The organism is Candidatus Nomurabacteria bacterium (genome assembly GCA_020632075.1).
Lineage (GTDB): Bacteria > Patescibacteriota > Minisyncoccia > Phycocordibacterales > UBA918 > OLB19.
This window is the reverse complement of record JACKGH010000001.1, coordinates 194,684-211,142: the sequence shown is the minus strand read 5'-3', so window position 1 is coordinate 211,142 and position 16,459 is coordinate 194,684. Positions and strand designations below refer to the sequence as shown.

Annotated in this window: 12 protein-coding genes; all 12 read right to left on the bottom strand. The window is 46.9% G+C overall.

The window, feature by feature from the left end; translation table 11 throughout:
* Window positions 1-109: 109 nt before the first annotated feature.
* Complete coding sequence (locus H6786_01000) at window positions 110-2,074, bottom strand: hypothetical protein (protein MCB9815948.1); 1,965 nt, start codon at window positions 2,072-2,074, stop codon at window positions 110-112.
* Window positions 2,075-2,157: 83 nt separating this feature from the next.
* Window positions 2,158-2,835 (bottom strand): hypothetical protein, encoded by a 678-nt coding sequence (locus H6786_00995; protein ID MCB9815947.1) that lies wholly within the window; start codon window positions 2,833-2,835, stop codon window positions 2,158-2,160.
* Between the two features lie 78 nt (window positions 2,836-2,913).
* Complete coding sequence (locus H6786_00990) at window positions 2,914-3,600, bottom strand: hypothetical protein (protein ID MCB9815946.1); 687 nt, start codon at window positions 3,598-3,600, stop codon at window positions 2,914-2,916.
* A 4-nt stretch (window positions 3,601-3,604) separates the two neighbouring features.
* Window positions 3,605-5,365: a hypothetical protein gene (locus tag H6786_00985; GenBank protein ID MCB9815945.1), complete on the bottom strand. Its 1,761-nt coding sequence runs from the start codon at window positions 5,363-5,365 to the stop codon at window positions 3,605-3,607.
* The gene (locus tag H6786_00980; protein ID MCB9815944.1) at window positions 5,358-6,431 is read right to left on the bottom strand and encodes a hypothetical protein; all 1,074 of its coding nucleotides are present in this window, start codon (window positions 6,429-6,431) and stop codon (window positions 5,358-5,360) included. The genes H6786_00985 and H6786_00980 overlap by 8 nt, the downstream gene beginning before the upstream one ends.
* 284 nt (window positions 6,432-6,715) lie before the next feature.
* A complete protein-coding gene (locus H6786_00975; protein MCB9815943.1) occupies window positions 6,716-7,828 on the bottom strand; it encodes a hypothetical protein in 1,113 nt (370 codons plus the stop codon).
* A 299-nt stretch (window positions 7,829-8,127) separates the two neighbouring features.
* Entirely contained in the window at window positions 8,128-9,234 is a 1,107-nt protein-coding gene (locus H6786_00970) for a hypothetical protein (GenBank protein MCB9815942.1), read from the bottom strand.
* 1 nt (window position 9,235) lies between these two features.
* Window positions 9,236-10,189 carry a hypothetical protein gene (locus H6786_00965; protein MCB9815941.1) on the bottom strand — a complete coding sequence of 318 codons (954 nt, stop codon included), beginning with the start codon at window positions 10,187-10,189 and terminating at the stop codon, window positions 9,236-9,238.
* A gap of 89 nt (window positions 10,190-10,278) precedes the next feature.
* Window positions 10,279-12,174 (bottom strand): hypothetical protein, encoded by a 1,896-nt coding sequence (locus H6786_00960; protein MCB9815940.1) that lies wholly within the window; start codon window positions 12,172-12,174, stop codon window positions 10,279-10,281.
* A gap of 101 nt (window positions 12,175-12,275) precedes the next feature.
* Window positions 12,276-13,496 (bottom strand): ABC transporter permease, encoded by a 1,221-nt coding sequence (locus H6786_00955; protein MCB9815939.1) that lies wholly within the window; start codon window positions 13,494-13,496, stop codon window positions 12,276-12,278.
* A gap of 2 nt (window positions 13,497-13,498) precedes the next feature.
* Window positions 13,499-14,821 (bottom strand): ABC transporter ATP-binding protein, encoded by a 1,323-nt coding sequence (locus tag H6786_00950; protein MCB9815938.1) that lies wholly within the window; start codon window positions 14,819-14,821, stop codon window positions 13,499-13,501.
* A 55-nt stretch (window positions 14,822-14,876) separates the two neighbouring features.
* A complete protein-coding gene (locus tag H6786_00945) occupies window positions 14,877-16,373 on the bottom strand; it encodes a fibronectin type III domain-containing protein (protein ID MCB9815937.1) in 1,497 nt (498 codons plus the stop codon).
* Window positions 16,374-16,459: the final 86 nt, after the last annotated feature.

Sequence of the window (16,459 nt, the reverse complement as noted above, 5' to 3'; positions counted from 1 at the left end):
CCGCTCTTCTATACAGACCAAATCTACTTTTTTGGTTCACAAAATAAACCCTCAAGGTTTCCCACTGAAGCATAAGTATATTTTACTTTATGAGACAGTCATTACTAGGTTATTCCTGTGTACTAGTGCTGATCTTAATCGAAGTGGTGCCGAGCTCATATCCAGTATTTAGTATCGAGTTAGTTGAACTTGCATTCTTGGTGATCACTAGGTCATACTCTGTGAGTTCAAATTCTGGAATTTCTGGCAGTGTCGTACTTGCCAGATCTGGATCTAGGTCCGGCTGTGTGTCAATCACAAGGGCTCCTGAAGAAGTCGCCGTGCTACTTGCAAGGTCAAGATCCACATCATTGTCAGCCACTGGCACGGTCACTACGTCTTTATCTTTCTGGGTAGACTTATTCTGGATCAAAGCACGGATCTCCCCCACTGGATCAGGTTCTGGAATATCAAATGGCAACTCTGCAGGTTTGGCAGAGACAGGTTGTGCCAAACCAGTTACCGGGTCGAAACCAACCGTGACCACGTCACCGTTCTCAAACTTAGTGTCGTACACAAGCACAAAGCGAGGATTTGCAACCGTACCACCTTCGTGACCAGAGATCGTCATTCGTTCGCCGCTTTCTAGTGAGTACACTCTCGCCTCAGACTTCTCACCACCAAGTACACTCCATAGGATGTACCCATCTTCTATAACTGGAGTAACATCCTGAATTCCGTCATTCTGAGTGATCTGATCAGTGAATTTCCCGTCAAAATACATGATCTCCCAGTCAGTACCATCCCAGGCTTGCCATACAATGCCCTCCTTCGATACTTTTGGTTCCATGCTGTTGTTGCGAGAGAATGTCAGCTGAGTTTCTTCACGTGTCTCTAGGTCGTACGAAATGATCTGGTATCGTCCATCAATGATACGCTGCCATACCACGCGCATAGTAGCGAGATCAACATCTGGTGATGTATCATCAAAATCATTATCGGTGAGCTGCTTGATGTCACCTTTTGAAGTACGTAGGTAGATCTCCATATCACCGTCAGCGTCTTGTTCTGCATACACCGCGCTATCAGGATCAAGCGCAGTTTGTTCCTTGCTTGTACAGTGGTACGTACTATCACCTACAGCAACACAAGACTGCTTACTGAATTGGTAGTAGTTTTCCTCCGTCACAAGCTGTCGGGTAAGATTCACTACTTCGTTGACTACATTATCAACAAGGCCAGTAACACCATCCTCGATAGTGTCTGCGTCGATAAGATCATCTGGTTCTGAAGGATCTTCAGTGGTATCAGGCAGAATTTCATCACTAGCTTGATCTTCCTCAGACGTGCCATCATCAGTGCTCGATGCCGTTGTTGTCACGGTTGAAGTACTGGCGCTGTCGGTTGTGGTCTCAGTTGAGCTCGCTGTACTGGTGCTTGCTGTATTTGTTGTGCCTCCAGTATTGCTGCTGCCTCCTGATGACCCGCCCGAGGTGGATCCTTGGTCGTTAGTGTCAGTTTGTTCAGCATCGGTAGAGCTTGCCTGGTCGTCAACAATCTCTGTTTCAGTGTTGGTCGATGTTGGCGTCGTTCCTGTGTCGATAGGATCTTGGGTTGAAGTGTCTGTCGTAGTACTTTTGGCTACGTTAGCAGGTTCCGCCGTGTCACTTTCAGCAACATCGTCAGTAGTGTCATTCGTAGACACTTGCTCCTCAGCTTCTCCAGTTGCTTCGTCAATTACTATGTCGGTACCGTCACTATTCTCAGCATTTGTATCTGAGCTTGGTGCAGAGTCAGAGAGCACTTCTGGCTCGTCGCTGGTTTGGTCTCCTGCATCTGGAAGTTGCTCTTCAACCTCAGCTGGCAGTTGTGGCGCCACCTCTTCAACTTGTTGTTCTGCAGCTGCCTCATTCGCGTATGCTTGATGAATTGGTTGTAGAAGGAAAGATCCAAGTAATATAAAAACAAGTAACACAGAAAAACGACTGTTAAAAACAACAGCGTATATGTACGAAACTGGTCGCTTACCGTTAGGTAGCAGTCTTGGCGCTTGAATCATTTGCTCTACACATAATTCAAGCTCTACGTTATACATCAGCCAGGTAGAAAACCTCGCTGATTATAATAATACCAGCCTCTCGTGTAAGACGCTGGTATTCTTATCAACAGATATGCGGCCTATTTGAAGAAGAAATCAGCCAGAATGATCGAGAAATCTCTGAACGTCATTCTACCATCGCCGTTGAAGTCATAAAGCACCTTTTTATCATGCCATGCGGACATAAAGGCACTAATATCTCGCAGGTCAACTTTTCCGTTTCCGTCAATGTCGGTAAGAATTCTAACTTCGACGTTAACACCTATACTCTCAGGACTAGTATTTTCATCGTAGACGAATAAGCTGACTGATGAATCAGTTGTCTGACCTATGCTTACTGGAGTACCTGCTCCATCACCAGCAAGCAGTACCACATCGGAAACAGAGAAACTTTTTTGTCCTGTCTGCAGTGAGCGCAGGTTTATCGTGGCGATCAAGTGCTCAGACACAAACCCCTTTCTATACGTACCACCACGGAGTGTTACGCTGTTCTTTTCGATGACAGGTTCCTCTGTCCAGATCGTGATAACAGACTGTCCTGTATCGACACCAGTAACCTCGACCGCATTGCCGTCAAACTTAAGTTTGATATCGACTGCATTTACTGGAACGTGTGCGTAGGCATACACCGCAATTGAAAATGGTTGTCCTGCTTCAACGGTCGCAGACGAGCTTTCAAGGCGTACATACGAAACGTCATCAGCTGTGATCACAGCAGCGCCGAGCACTGCTGCAAACGAGATCACTGCAGGAAACATGAAACGAACTGTCCGACTTCTCGACTTTAGTGTAAGTGCTCTTTTTAGAAGTTGAAAGATTCGATCCATAATTCATACCTACAATGCAACAAGGCTGGTACGGAGATCAGATATCTGCTTTGTCACAACTATAAGGGTGTCTTGCGCTTCGCGTACCTCATACAAGATTGGTGTCATTTCAGGCGATGTTGCACTAGCACCATTGAGCAATGTGGCAATGATCTGATCTTGTAAGTTAACAAGAGACGCAAGCAACTCACTGCGCTCTTGCTCATTTGTAGCTAAGGCTTTCCACTCAGCTACACGAAATTCTTCCGCATGATCTTCGCCAGTGACCGTACTTAGCTGCTCTACGTAACTTTCATAGATCTCTGTCTCGCGAGACAGACGAGAAACCATCATTGCTTTTCGTTCTGAGTAGAAACTACCACACCGACCAAACAACCGTTCAAGTTCAGTGAGCTCACTGTATGAAAGTCCTTTATCCAAACGACCAAGCAAAGTGTCAAAACTACTTCGTTCAGTAAGTGAGCAGTCCTGCACCACTCTCTCAGTTACCGCATCAGCACCGTTGCGTGCGGTTGTCTCAGCGATCGCAGCCAGCAGTACTTCTTGATCAGAAAGTCGATCTCTGATGTTTTGCTCAACTGCCTGCATGCGAGTATCTACCACTGAGGTAACGAGCATGTACGTCAGTACTGCTCCCAAGAGCGCTACAAATATATTCTTCTTGGTGATCCATCCTGTCTTATGATTTTCTTGCATACGGTTATTCTTGTTTACGGGTTAAATCTGTAACATCTTCGATCTCCTTCTCTACCTTCATCTGTGATTGCTGCAATGCCCTATCGAACACTTCGATCATTGCTGCCTCTGCCTTGGTAAGCTTCTTGGTCTTGCGTGACTGCTGCAGGGCTGACTCTTGCTGACGTAAGGTCATTTGCAGGTCGCCAAACTCGCGACGAAGGATCTGCATTGCTTCAGTCGACTCAACACGCACACGACGACGGAAGCGCCGCGCATACATGAAGAGATACCAAACACCAAAAATGAGAGCAAAGAGCAGTACAATGAGTGGTACGATCACTGAAAGAACACTGACTAAGAATGAACCAATACGAAGGTATCCGGACTGCTGCACCGCGATCCTGATCGCATCAGACACTTCACTCCTGGCGCCAAACTCGTCTGTAGCAACTGCTGTCAGCTCATAGACACCAGTCTCAAACCTGCCCTCTGGTATGAACACAAACTCACCAGCCGCATCACTTGATATGGTATACAGCACCGCATCACTTCCAACACGGCTGAGTGAAACCTCCACAGAGGCATTTGAACGTGTCTGACCCTTGATCACTGGAATCACCTCTGGAGTGATCTCAGTTGGATACTCAGTGAATTCCGGTCGATCAAATGATTCAAGCATGAAGGCATGCGTACCGACAATGAAGTTGCCTGCTGCATCGTATGCCTCTATAACAATAGTGTGATGACCCGGTTCTAGTGAAGGAAGTTCAATGGTGCTCGAGCCAGTTTTGTCGATGTACTCATACTTGTCAGCGCCGTCTACTGATATCATGAAACGATTCACAGGCGAGAGGTCATCTTTCACCTCTACAACTAGGGTCTGGATCGGGTTCGCAAGATTTGCTCCTTCTGGATGTTTGATCACGATCGAAGTTGGTGGTCGTGTATCAACTGCCAAACGGTAGTGATTGATCACTCCCCAACCATCTTCATTCTTGAATTGTAAGTGGAAGTACTGCACTCCCTCATCAAGATCTGACAAGGTAATTGAGCTAACTGGATTGTCATAGACCTTTGTGGGAACACTGGATGATACATCGTCGAGAAGTGTACGGATCGCAGTAATGCCACTTGGCAGTGTCCAGGTCAGCTCAGCTTTATTGTTTGCGTACCAGCCATCAGGGTCAGGATGAGTCTTCGATGAAATAACTGGCTTACCTGGAGTGTTTGCCGGAGCAACATACTCTATCACTTCTGGTATCGGAGCCTCACTCTTTGCTTGAATGGTGTATGTTCCACCGCCCATGGAAGTGAGAATATTCGTCCCGCGTCCGTCATTGGCTAGCACTGAACCGTTCTTGAAATTTACTTTTGCTGTACCAGCACCCACTGCACGAAATATGATGTTCATCACCGTACCTGAATTGCCACTATACCCTGATGGCACACCACCGCTGAAGGAGATCGTTCCAGCACTGTTTGAAAAAGTAGGCTCAGTGACCCAAAGATTGAATATGGAGCCAGTTCGATTCACAGAGACAACTGCAAGTTCGTTTGGATTAAAGGCCAGAGTCCCTTCTGCCGCATTGACTGACTTCCCTTGCGGTTGCACTACTACCCGCGCCGTAAACGTGTTGCCTGACGCATAGACACCAGTCGCTGGTGAGAGTGAGAGAGTTGCAGCGTCAGCAACCGCTACAAATACAGCATGAAGCACTAACGACACTGCCAGTGCGACGAGATACTTGCCAACATGCTGCATTGTACAGTGATACTTAGTCATGTTCAGTTTCGATTACTTCTTCTGCATCACCCTCGTTCTCTTCTGGAAGAGAATCTTTGCGCTGCTGGTGTTTTCGTTTTATGTAACGAATTAAAGTGATCACTATCGCTAGGACAAGCAGTACGATGAGAATAATGAATAGAACCATGATCATCGACGCTTGAGAAAGCGTTCGCAGTGAGTCTTCAGGTATAAAATGAGCGACGTATTCATTACCAGCCTTATCAATCGCTTTCACGCGAATGATGCTATTGAGATTTTGGTCTTGAAGTACATATGGACTACGTGCTTCAATCCACGGTGCATCAGAGGCGCCCCAACGGAAGGATCTGAATTGTGAGATCGGCTCTTCCATGACCTGGTACTGGTCAATACCTGTCTGCTTGTCAGTTGTGTTGAATACAATGTAGTACTGTCCTCGAGACTCAGAACCAGGTGTGACCAATTCAATCGTGAATGGCTCAGGAGGGATATTGTCAGCAGCGACCTCTGTGCGCCAATCATTCTTGAGCTCAGTGCCAAGACGATCGTTCAAAGCTATTTTTGCACCATAAGTAGTAAGGGATGCCTTTGTACCAAACCCATCGTTTAGATACGCAGTCGTAGCATCCTCAAAAAACACCTCTGCCTTTGTGCGGTCAACATCACCACCACCAACAAGCACACCAGGAGAACGAAATACGATCTCAGCAAGAACGTTGGTCAAGCGAGGGTCTCCAACAACACGACCACAGTATCCATTTGGAATTCCGCCTGCAAAAGTGATGGTGCGGCTCTCTCTGTTGATGGTTGGACTTTCAACCCACATGCTAAAGATCGAGTCACCGACCGAAACATCAATTGGTTCGATCGATTGAGAATATGAGATGACTGCATCAACTGCATTGACGCACTCACGAGCATTTTCGTCAGTATCGACTCGCACTGCCATGGTGACGGAGTCCCCACGATTGAGTTCGCTAGTGGCAGGATCAATGTATAGTGAAGCGGCGCTGGACACACTTGGCGCAGCAAGGAAAAGTAAACTGAAGTATAACCAGCTAAAACGTCCCGACATTCTCTTCATGTACCTTAAGTATAGCAATGGCAAGCAGTGATTTTAAGTGACTGTACACAACGTGCACAAAGGAGTTTATGCCTGTTCTTAGAGCATTTGTTCACAGCTCGCTACCGCCAGATTCCGAATCGTGAAGATTTGACACGCCGATAATTTGCTTTAGGAAATAAGCAAATTACTGGCGTACTTTCGCCATAGTCGCTCCGCTCGTTGGCTCAAGCAACAAAAAACCCCACTCGTGGTGGGAGATAGGGTTTTTTGCGTTTTAACTCCAAGCTTAGAGCCAATATTCTTTAGAATACTGGTGTTGCTACGTATGTCAGCGTAGCTTCATAGTCCGTTGCAGCTTCCTGCAACGCACTCACCTGCACGGTGTATCCTACTCGCGTCGTACTAGTACCAGTTGATGGGAAATTAACACCATCTACAGGACTATCGTGAGTAAAGATCTGCACTGCTGTTGTCGATGCTGAAACGTATGTCTCAGTTGCGGCAAAGATGTCCGTATCGTCTGAGGTAATACCCCAGTGACCATACGTATTTTCCTGACCGATCGTCACACTTGGTGCTTCCCATGCCTGTGGCGTATCATCGTAGCCCCCGTTTCGGAAACCATCGATGTCAGCACCAGTAATAGAATCAAGCTGACCGTCTGAGGTCACTGTCACCGTGAAACCATTTCGAGCGTTAGTCACAACTGTAAGATCCTGGGCGGCTGTACTGGCTGAACCAGCGGACAGTTCACCAAATGGGATCAAAGTTGCACTTGTTGCTCCACCTGTCGTCGTTCCATTTACGGTTTGTCCGGATGTTACTCCAGCTACTGAGAACTGGAAGTATGTATCAACCGAAGCAGTAACTGTAACTGTATCAACGATAGCAACCCGTGTTTCTCCTAGGTCAGAAGCTCCTGCAGTAAGCGGGATCTGATATGACCCAGCAGTTGGGTTTACAAGTTTATTTGTACCTCCGATTGCAATGGTAGTTGTTCCATTAGCTGGAATACTATAGCCTTCAGAAGCACACAATGTCAGTGTGAGTGTACTGTCATTGGTACCGAATGCAGCTCCAATCTGCTCACCACCACCACAAGTTGCGGCTACGGTGAAGGCAGAAGTTGTTGAGACAGCGATATCGGTTGCTGTAATAGAACTTGTTCCGTTGAAGGAAGAAAGGTCAATGGTAATTGTATTGTTGTTTGCAACACCTGAAGGGGTTGTAAACACAATAGTGTGATCTGCGGCAACGCTCGGCTGTGAGGTCGAGAGTGTGTCGCTGTACGAAGTGACATTTGCAGCTTCCGCAAAGTGGAATGATGGTAGGCCGAATGACCAAAGGATCACTGCGAAGCTTACGATCGCTGCTGTTGCTTGGAGCACTGAGAACGTGTTGGACGCTCTGTGCATATACTCTACGTTGTATTAGTCTTACAGCCTGTATTCCGTGGTGTGGTTATACAGACGAGCTTCGCTCGTACCAAGAAGTGGTCTCCACTCCGCTTCTTGTGATAATGCACTGTAAGCATACCTGCAAAGTGACACTCGGCTGAAGTGCTCACGCATTTAAAAAAACGCGTGCAGTGATACTAAACATGATCACCTCCTTTGCAGATACAACCTAATTGTACGACATCACACTTTTCGAATGTGTCACTTATACACAAATTTTGCTCAAATAAAGTAAAACACTGACGGTCATCAGTGTTTTATCCGGTCCAGTTAAATAGCAAAATAGAAAAGTCTTCCAAGCTAACTTGTCCATTCTGATTAATATCAGCAGGAGGATCAGAATCGCCACCACTTGTACCCCACCAGAAGATCAGAATAGAAAAGTCGATCAAGTTCACGAGGCCGTCGCGATTAAGGTCTGAAGGTTGACTTATCTGTCCATCAACTCCAACAAACAACTGTAGTGAGGTACTAAATGCACTCTCTGTAGTAAGTGGCGGAGTACCAACTACTGTGCGGGCTCGAAGTATGTGCTCAGCTATGCTCAGCCGACTGGTGTCTAGAGATATGGTCCAGTTTCCATTTGAACCCGCGGTGGTGGTTTCTACAAGATCGCTATCGTCTACATGCAACTCAACTCGCGCACTTGGAACACTCTGACCTGATACGGTAATCACCGCACCAGGGTCAATGTTTTGACTTTGCACAGCAATGGTTGGTGGCAGTAAGATTCCGTTTAAGTTAGTGATTGCTCCTTGTGTAATATCAAAGGTATTGTTTAGAGTAATTGAACGCCTCCCAGAACTATCGGTGGACCAGATTCCAAGAGTTGCAGTGCCTGGTGAAGCGTCAGTCGCAAACTCAAAGTTACCCTCACGATCTGACTGCACAGTTCCGACAGATTCTGTGTCTAGCAAAAAATTGATGGTACGAGATGGGTATCCGCGCCCAACAATATTCACGATAGTGTCGCCGAGTTCTGTATCTCTTCCTCCCCCGCCACCGGTATTACCGCCAGACGAACCGCCGCCGCCAGAACCTGCCGGTTCAATGCGACATACTGCTGAACAGAAATCCCCGTCATCATTATTACCATCGTCACACTCTTCACCGTGTACTGTTTGCAGAATACCGTCTCCACAGTACGGACCCCAGAGACACTGTGGTGTACACTGACGACCAGCAATGGTTTGGCTATAGGTACCGATTTCACCAATGACATCACAGTCCTCCCCATCATCAACAAGTTCATTACCACAAATACTCAAGGAGAGAGTTGTTGTTGCATACTGATTACCAGCCCAGACTGAAACTGGAAGTACGAAGAGAATGAAAGCGATACAATAACGAACAAGTGCAGCCATACTACATGCTGGTCATTTTGTTACGTCTGCGTGCATGCAGTACGTAGAGACCAGCAATAATCACTGCAAAGATCGGCAACAAGATTGAGACCTTGTGTGCGAGTGAGAGCCCGATGAAGCCAAATCCTGCCACGTCCAATGTTCCAGCAGGCAGTACATTCAAGGTTAGATCTCCTTCTTGCACTACGTCCTCACCATTGTAAATTTTATATCGAGCAATGTATCCACCAGCGGGCAAACGAGTTGGCAGAGCTGCTGTAACGGTTTCAGTACCATATGGTGCCACTTTTACTATTTTACCAAGGTTAGTAGTTTCCTCGAGCAGTACCTTGCCTGCACGATCAAATATCCTGAACTCTACTTGAGATGGTGCGACATCTACATTTCCTGTATTTTCAATCATCATGTCAAAGCGAATCTTTCCAGGAAAAAACAACCAAGCAACTTTTTTACCTTCGTTCAAATCATGTACTGAAATTCTACGTACTCTAAACTCCTTGATTTCTCTATCGATAACTGAGAGGTCAATGTCAACACGTGCCCCGAGTGAAATATTAACTGCTCCAGAGGGGACTTCACCGCTAGCTGGAAGTGTACGAATACGGATAGCGCCCTCATAATCCTTGAACTCAGCATCGCTCGGCACTTTGATTCGTACAGTCATTGGCACTTTTTGCACACCCTTTGGCATTGGAATAACTTCACCTTCAACAATCTCGATCCAGTCTTGGATCTCAGGAGCATCAATTGAAACTTCAGCATTATGTGCAACGTTTGCTTCACCGCGCACCAAGAGAATCTGTTGCTCATAAATGGAATTACGAGTCAAACTAGTATTACGAACATACGGCGGTGTAATACCGAATCCAGCTAGCACTTCAGAAACACCTGTACTGAAAAACAGTACAGGCACAAAAAGAGCCAAAAATAGCAACTTTGTCGCGCGCACTTTCATGTATGTATACCTCCCTATTATCAGAAATTAAAGGGCAAAAAGCAACAGCCGCTGTTGGATAACAGCGGCTGTTGCAAAATGTGAGTCACCTAGTTCCAGAGGTCTTCTGACGCCACCGCGTAGAAGGTGTTGAGTCCAGTATACGAACCTGCATAGGTGATACCTGACGGGACCCCAATACCCCAGTAAGTGTCCTTTTGAACAGGGCTGGATGTAGACGTACTCTTGAATGCATTTGTCTCAATCTCCTGAACTGTTGTCGATGATAGCTGAAGTGCTGGAGCAACACCGTATGAGAATGCAGTTGATGTTCCAAACCATTGATTGTTAGCATCGATTGTAGAAGTAGCTGAACCCTTACACAGTGATGAGAGTGAGAAAGTATTACACATTGACTCTCCTTCAATATCTTGGTCGAGTCCTGTATTACCAACATTGATCAGTGTTGAAGTGGCAATGAGCGTTCCTGTATCACTTCCTGGTTCAAGCTGACCGTAGGCAATATCTGCAGCAGCAATATCAATAGCAGCATAACCATTGAGTTCCTTTGCATTTGAGGTGGTTGCCATAGTACCGGTAGCAAAGTCATCATCTACACCGTAGACACCGGCTGACCAATTGTCTGCTGAGAAAAGTACTGAGCCAGCATCAGTAGGGTCAGCCACGAACCACAGCGGGAAGGTACACGTGTATTCAATGTTGTCTTGTGATGGCCCTGAGCAAGTTGTGGTAGCGGTACACTGAAGATCCCAGACTGCAGAAGATACACCACTATCGTAACAGTTGTTAGGGTCATAATTTGTCCCCGAACCATCACAGGTTGTAGTGCCGATGCTTGAACGGAAGACTGAAAGACCGAATGAAACGATCTCGTCACCACCGCCAGCCTTTTCACAACTGTTATTGTCAGTAACCTTAAAGTCAATCGTACTACTTGGAGTTTCACCTCCTTCCACTGAGAGTACTAAGTTTGAACCAATGCCAGCGTCACCGTACAGATCTATGTCTCCACCAGCAACATACGGCGGTACGTTATTAACAACGTATGGCGCATAGAATGGACTTCCAGTTGCAGTGTGGCCATGCTCATCAAAGATGTACGCGTACGCAGCATAGCCCTGGTCTTGCATCGGTGCTGGAATAGTGATTGAAGTAGAGGCATTTGAATAGACGCCAATGGTACTAGAACCAAGTTCTGTAGTACAAGTGTTCGTTGAACTGCTGTAGTTTGAGTTGGTTGAACAAACAAGAATGTAGATGAAGTCATCGTTAACATCATCGTCCACCACGTCAGGGTCAGACGATGTTGAATAGAAAGTAAGCGTCGCAAGCGGATCGACGCCACCGTCGTTGTAGAAATTAATGAGCTGTGGTCGATAGTTCATGTGCCACGGCGATGATGAGGCAACAGTTGAAGTTGGCCCGGTTACAGAGTAGTTGTTACAGCGAGGACTGGTCGGATCATCGTCACATACCCAGGCATACCACTCTTGCTTCTCAGCAAACTGCCCACCTTCTTCCGTAGTAGTCGACACAGTAGCTACTGCTCCACTGACTGTCGCAGCAGAAACACCCCACTGTATGGCACTACCATCACATTCTGGTGGTTCTGTACCAAGACTAAATGAGTCTAGCGCTGCGTTGGCTGTTGGCGAGGCGTTATTGCTACAGATGAGGAGGAAGTACGGAGCACTGTTACTGTCTGTACCGATAGCAGCCCATTGCATAACATCACCAGAGTTAGTTGGAGTTGAGGTTGAAGAGTCAGTTACTTCGTACGCGTTAAGCGTGAATTCAGGCGGGGTATTCAACACAGTCAGTGTTGTGGTAGCAGAGTCCTGTGCCTGCACTTTACTTAGCTCCGCTGCACCAAAGTCAAACATCCAGGTCATGAAAAAGACAAACAACCCGACTGTGGCTGTCAGGATGGTTACTTTTCCTGCTGTGCGGACATAGCGCGGAAACTCTTCGTGTTTATACATCATACATACTAAATAACTAACTAAACCTTTGTGTATATTGTACCGAGAACAGTCTACTGAATCAGTCAGTTATACACAGCATTTTACGCTAACTGTGTATAACTTTACTCGTAGCGAATCGCATCAAGCGGATTGAGCTTTGATGCGCGACTAGCTGGGAAAATACCGGTCAAGTACCCTACTGCAGCAGAGAAAAGTGCAATGAACAGCAAAAAATCGAACGGGAACGAGAAGAGGCTTACAGCTTGACCACCCTGGCTCTTCGCTAGCCAGTTAAGAAGCACATTTACTGTGAACCCAAGCACCACACCCATTAAAATTCCCGTTATTCCTCCCAGAAAACCTACTACGATCGATTCCGAAACGAACAGATACTTTACGTCGTTTGGCGCTGCTCCAATGGTACGCATAATACCGATTTCTTTCGTACGCTCCAAAAGCGTTACTGTCATAGTGTTGAACATGCCGATGGCCGACACAACTAGCGCAATACCACCAAAGACCGCTAGTACTGCCTGGATGCCTTGAAAGATCTTGGAGGCTTGTTCAACCGTCTTAGACAAAGCAGTTACTCTAAACTTTTTCTCCTCTACGAGCCATTTTTCAACAACTGGTAGCGCTTCATTGTCGATCACGTTAACCTGAATGCGTTCATATTTATCGATACCAACGTAGTTTCTGAGCTCTGGAAGCATCATCATCACATTGAGTACTCCCTGCTCTTTAGTTATGCCGCGCACAGTGTACTCTTTCTCGATCACGATTTCGCTAACATCTTCAGGGTTGGTCTCCGAAGGTACTAAAAGCCGGAATGAAACTTTCTCACCAATAAATGAATCCATCTCATCATCAGCAACTCCGAAAAGTTTCAAAACGGCTGGTGAAAGCATAATGGTATTTGTGTCACCCGCATCTTCATCAGTAAAGGCTTCTCCAGCTTCAGCAGTTACACCCGCAAAGCGCAAATATGGTGGCTCAACACCTTGAATGAAAACGTTACCTGTTAATCCTTTATACGTGACAAGAGCTGGAAAACGTGCGAGCGGTGCAGCGTCTACCACCAATTCATTTTCCTCGATCTCCTGAACAGTTTCTGGAGTAAGCTGCAACTCTTTCGCGCTACCACTTGCTGAGACACCGAGAGAAAGCAGAGAATCACCAAACACGATCTGCTCAAGAATGATCTTCTGGAGACCAAATCCAAGCCCCACCAACACCACCACCGCGCCTGTCCCAACACCCATACCAAGAATAGTCAACCATGTACGGAGTGGATTGGTCTTGAACATACGAGTTGAGAGTTGTGCTAGATCTTGGACGCGCATATCTATTTTTTGTAACTTACGTCTACTCCTTGAGCAACGATCTTTTCAAAATGTCGCGAGAGGTCGTCTGCCTCCTTCTCACTCAAAGCCAAACCACCAGAGCGTATGCCCTTCGTCATACGTTCGTTCATCTCTGCCGCTTCAGTTACCCCTGTTACGCGGTCAGCGATCAGTTCAGTCATGTTGTTATTTTGCTCTTTGGTAAGCTTAATCCGATATTCATGCATCAGATGATCCCGCATACGCTCAGCCAGCTTATGCTGACTAAAGAACACATTGTCATTATCCTTTCTAGCTCGATATCGCTTGATATCAGCCGCCTGATCGAGCATGCGCTCAGTGACACTTGCCATACGGCGTGCTTCTGTCTCACTCACCTCTACCCCACCACGCTCGAGTGGAAGTATCAGTGCTTTGATGAATGAGTCTCGATCGATCTTGCCTTGAATAAACAAACTCGTTGCTCGTTCAAGACGCTGCAACTGATCAAATGTGTAGTCCTGAGTCAGGTAATTGACCATACTTTTTACTCGCCAAGTGTCTACAGAGTCATACGGATACAGACGTGCAAGCTGCTCAAGCTCAGTCACGATCGTCTCCCCTTCTCGGACAGGCTTTATCTGCTTACGCTGTGGATTGACCACCTCGCGCAAAATACGTCCGTCCTTGAGGTAGTACACCCGGTGCGCATAGCTCAGGTGAGCAGCGTTGTGGGACACCATGATAATGGTACGGCGGTCAAACGTGTTGATCTCATCGATCTTGTCCATTACCTGCTGTGTCGAAACGGAGTCAAGGTTACCGGTTGGTTCGTCGGCCAAAAGGATCTTCGGGTCATTCACCATGGAGCGTGACACAGACACACGCTGTTGCTGACCTCCAGAAAGCATTGCTGGGATCTTGTGTGACACGTGACCTACGCCAAATCGATCAAGGAGTGATTGCGCGCGACGGTTACGGGTCTGCTTATCTTCATTACAAAAGATCATTGGAAGCGCTACATTGTCGAGCACTGAGAGTGACATGATGAGGTTGAACTGCTGGAAAATAATACCCATCACGTAACGCTGGAAGTAGACACGCTCGGCCGGCGGGTACGAGTACACATCATCACCCTTGATAAGCAAGGTTCCTTCTCCCGGCGGTAGAGAACCTTGGATCGAATACATGAGGGTAGATTTCCCACAACCAGACGGACCGAAGAGAATAATGTACTCACCTTCGTAGATATCAGTGTTCACACCCTGGAGGGCTTTAAATTCATTCGACTTACCCTTGTTGTAAATAATCGAAAGATCCCTAGCTACAATGAGCGGTTTTGCCATGTTTGTATTATCGCATCATTAGTATGACTTCTACCAGCGAGTCGTCCACACTAGCCTACGCGCCGATATTCTTTACCCAACCAAAGGTTGATTCAAAGTTCTCGATGATCAAGTCAATGATGTTTTTCTCCTGGATCGGTGTGAAGAGTACATAATTTTCTGACTTTATGTCGTTACCAGCTTCATCTGCACACACAAGGAAAAACTGATACACCGTCGCTGGCGCAAAATCAACTACCACTTCAACATGGCTGGTCTTGTACTCTATTTGCTCTTTTTCAATTGTAACTGCCTCTTCAGCCAATGCACCGCTTTCGTTGTATGTCATTAGACAGTACGAGGGTTCGTCTGTGTTCCACTCAACAATGGTCTGAATTCGTGATTCATCACCCGGAAAGAGCGTGGATTCGTTTGTTACATTGGTGATGATCGGAGCTACCACGTCGCGGACGGTAATGAACTGAATTGGCTGACTACGCACGCGGTCACCACCTGAGTTTTCTGCAGTTACAAAGGCCACGTATCGAGTGCCCAATGTAAGATCAGAAAGGCGCATCTGGTGAGTCGTAGCCAAGGTCGGACGACCGACAGACTGCTGCTCACCGGTGGTTTGATCTTGATACTCTACCAGAGCCTTTGCTGGAACGTTTGTGTCCCACGCGAGTGTCGCAGAGTTTTCTTCCACCTTAACCACCCGAAGATTGCGAATATCTGGAGCTGTGGCCTTGGTCTTAAAGGTAAAGTTGCGACTAGCACCCTCAATACCGTATGTGTCAGTAGAAAGCACCTTAAAGCTGTACTCGGTAAACGGATCGAGACCAATAAGCTGCACTTCGTGATCAGTTGTATTACCAGCTGTAGACCTCTGTGAGTATGCATAATTTGTCCCATCAAAGCCCTTTGTTGGTGAGAAAAGCACCTCTGAGGACGCTTCACGATCCGTGGTCCAGCGCACAATTGCTGTGGTAGTTTCAGGAATAACTGTTGGCGGACCAACAATGGTAAGGTCTTCGGTAATACCTTGGATCGCCTTGACAGTTTCGTTCACGATCTCCTGTAGCACTTCAGGGTCAGTGATCTGTTGGATCTGTTCCATTACCTGCTCAGTGGTCTGACTCTGGGTCTGGCTTTGCGTTGTGCTTTGGGTCTGCGATTCTGTTTGGGAACTATCACTATCACCCGCTTGTTGTCCTGCGCCGTCGCCTTGCGCCGGTGAATTGCCTTCGCCAGTACCGGTACCGTCACCAGTCTGTGGCGTACCTGAGGTCTGCACTCGGTAATCAGCAGAGATGCCTTGGTTGCCGTTATCATCTGCTGAGACCACGCGGAAGTAATACACGCGACCTGGCTCGAGATTATCGAGTGTGATCGAGTGAGAGGTACGCTCAGCAACTGGAATACGCACAATACCGTAGTCTGGCTGCAAGCCGTAGTTCACTGCAGAGTCAGCATCCTCGTCTGTCTCCCAGGTGATCGTCACAGATGTTTCAGAAACTTGAGAGACTTCTACATTTGTAATGCCTGGAGCCTCTTTGTCACTCGATTGAGCCACAGCAAGGTGAACACTAGAGGAAAACAAGAGTAAACTGCATATCAATAAAGCTACAGGGGCCTTCATTCCTGTCAGTGTAACATGTA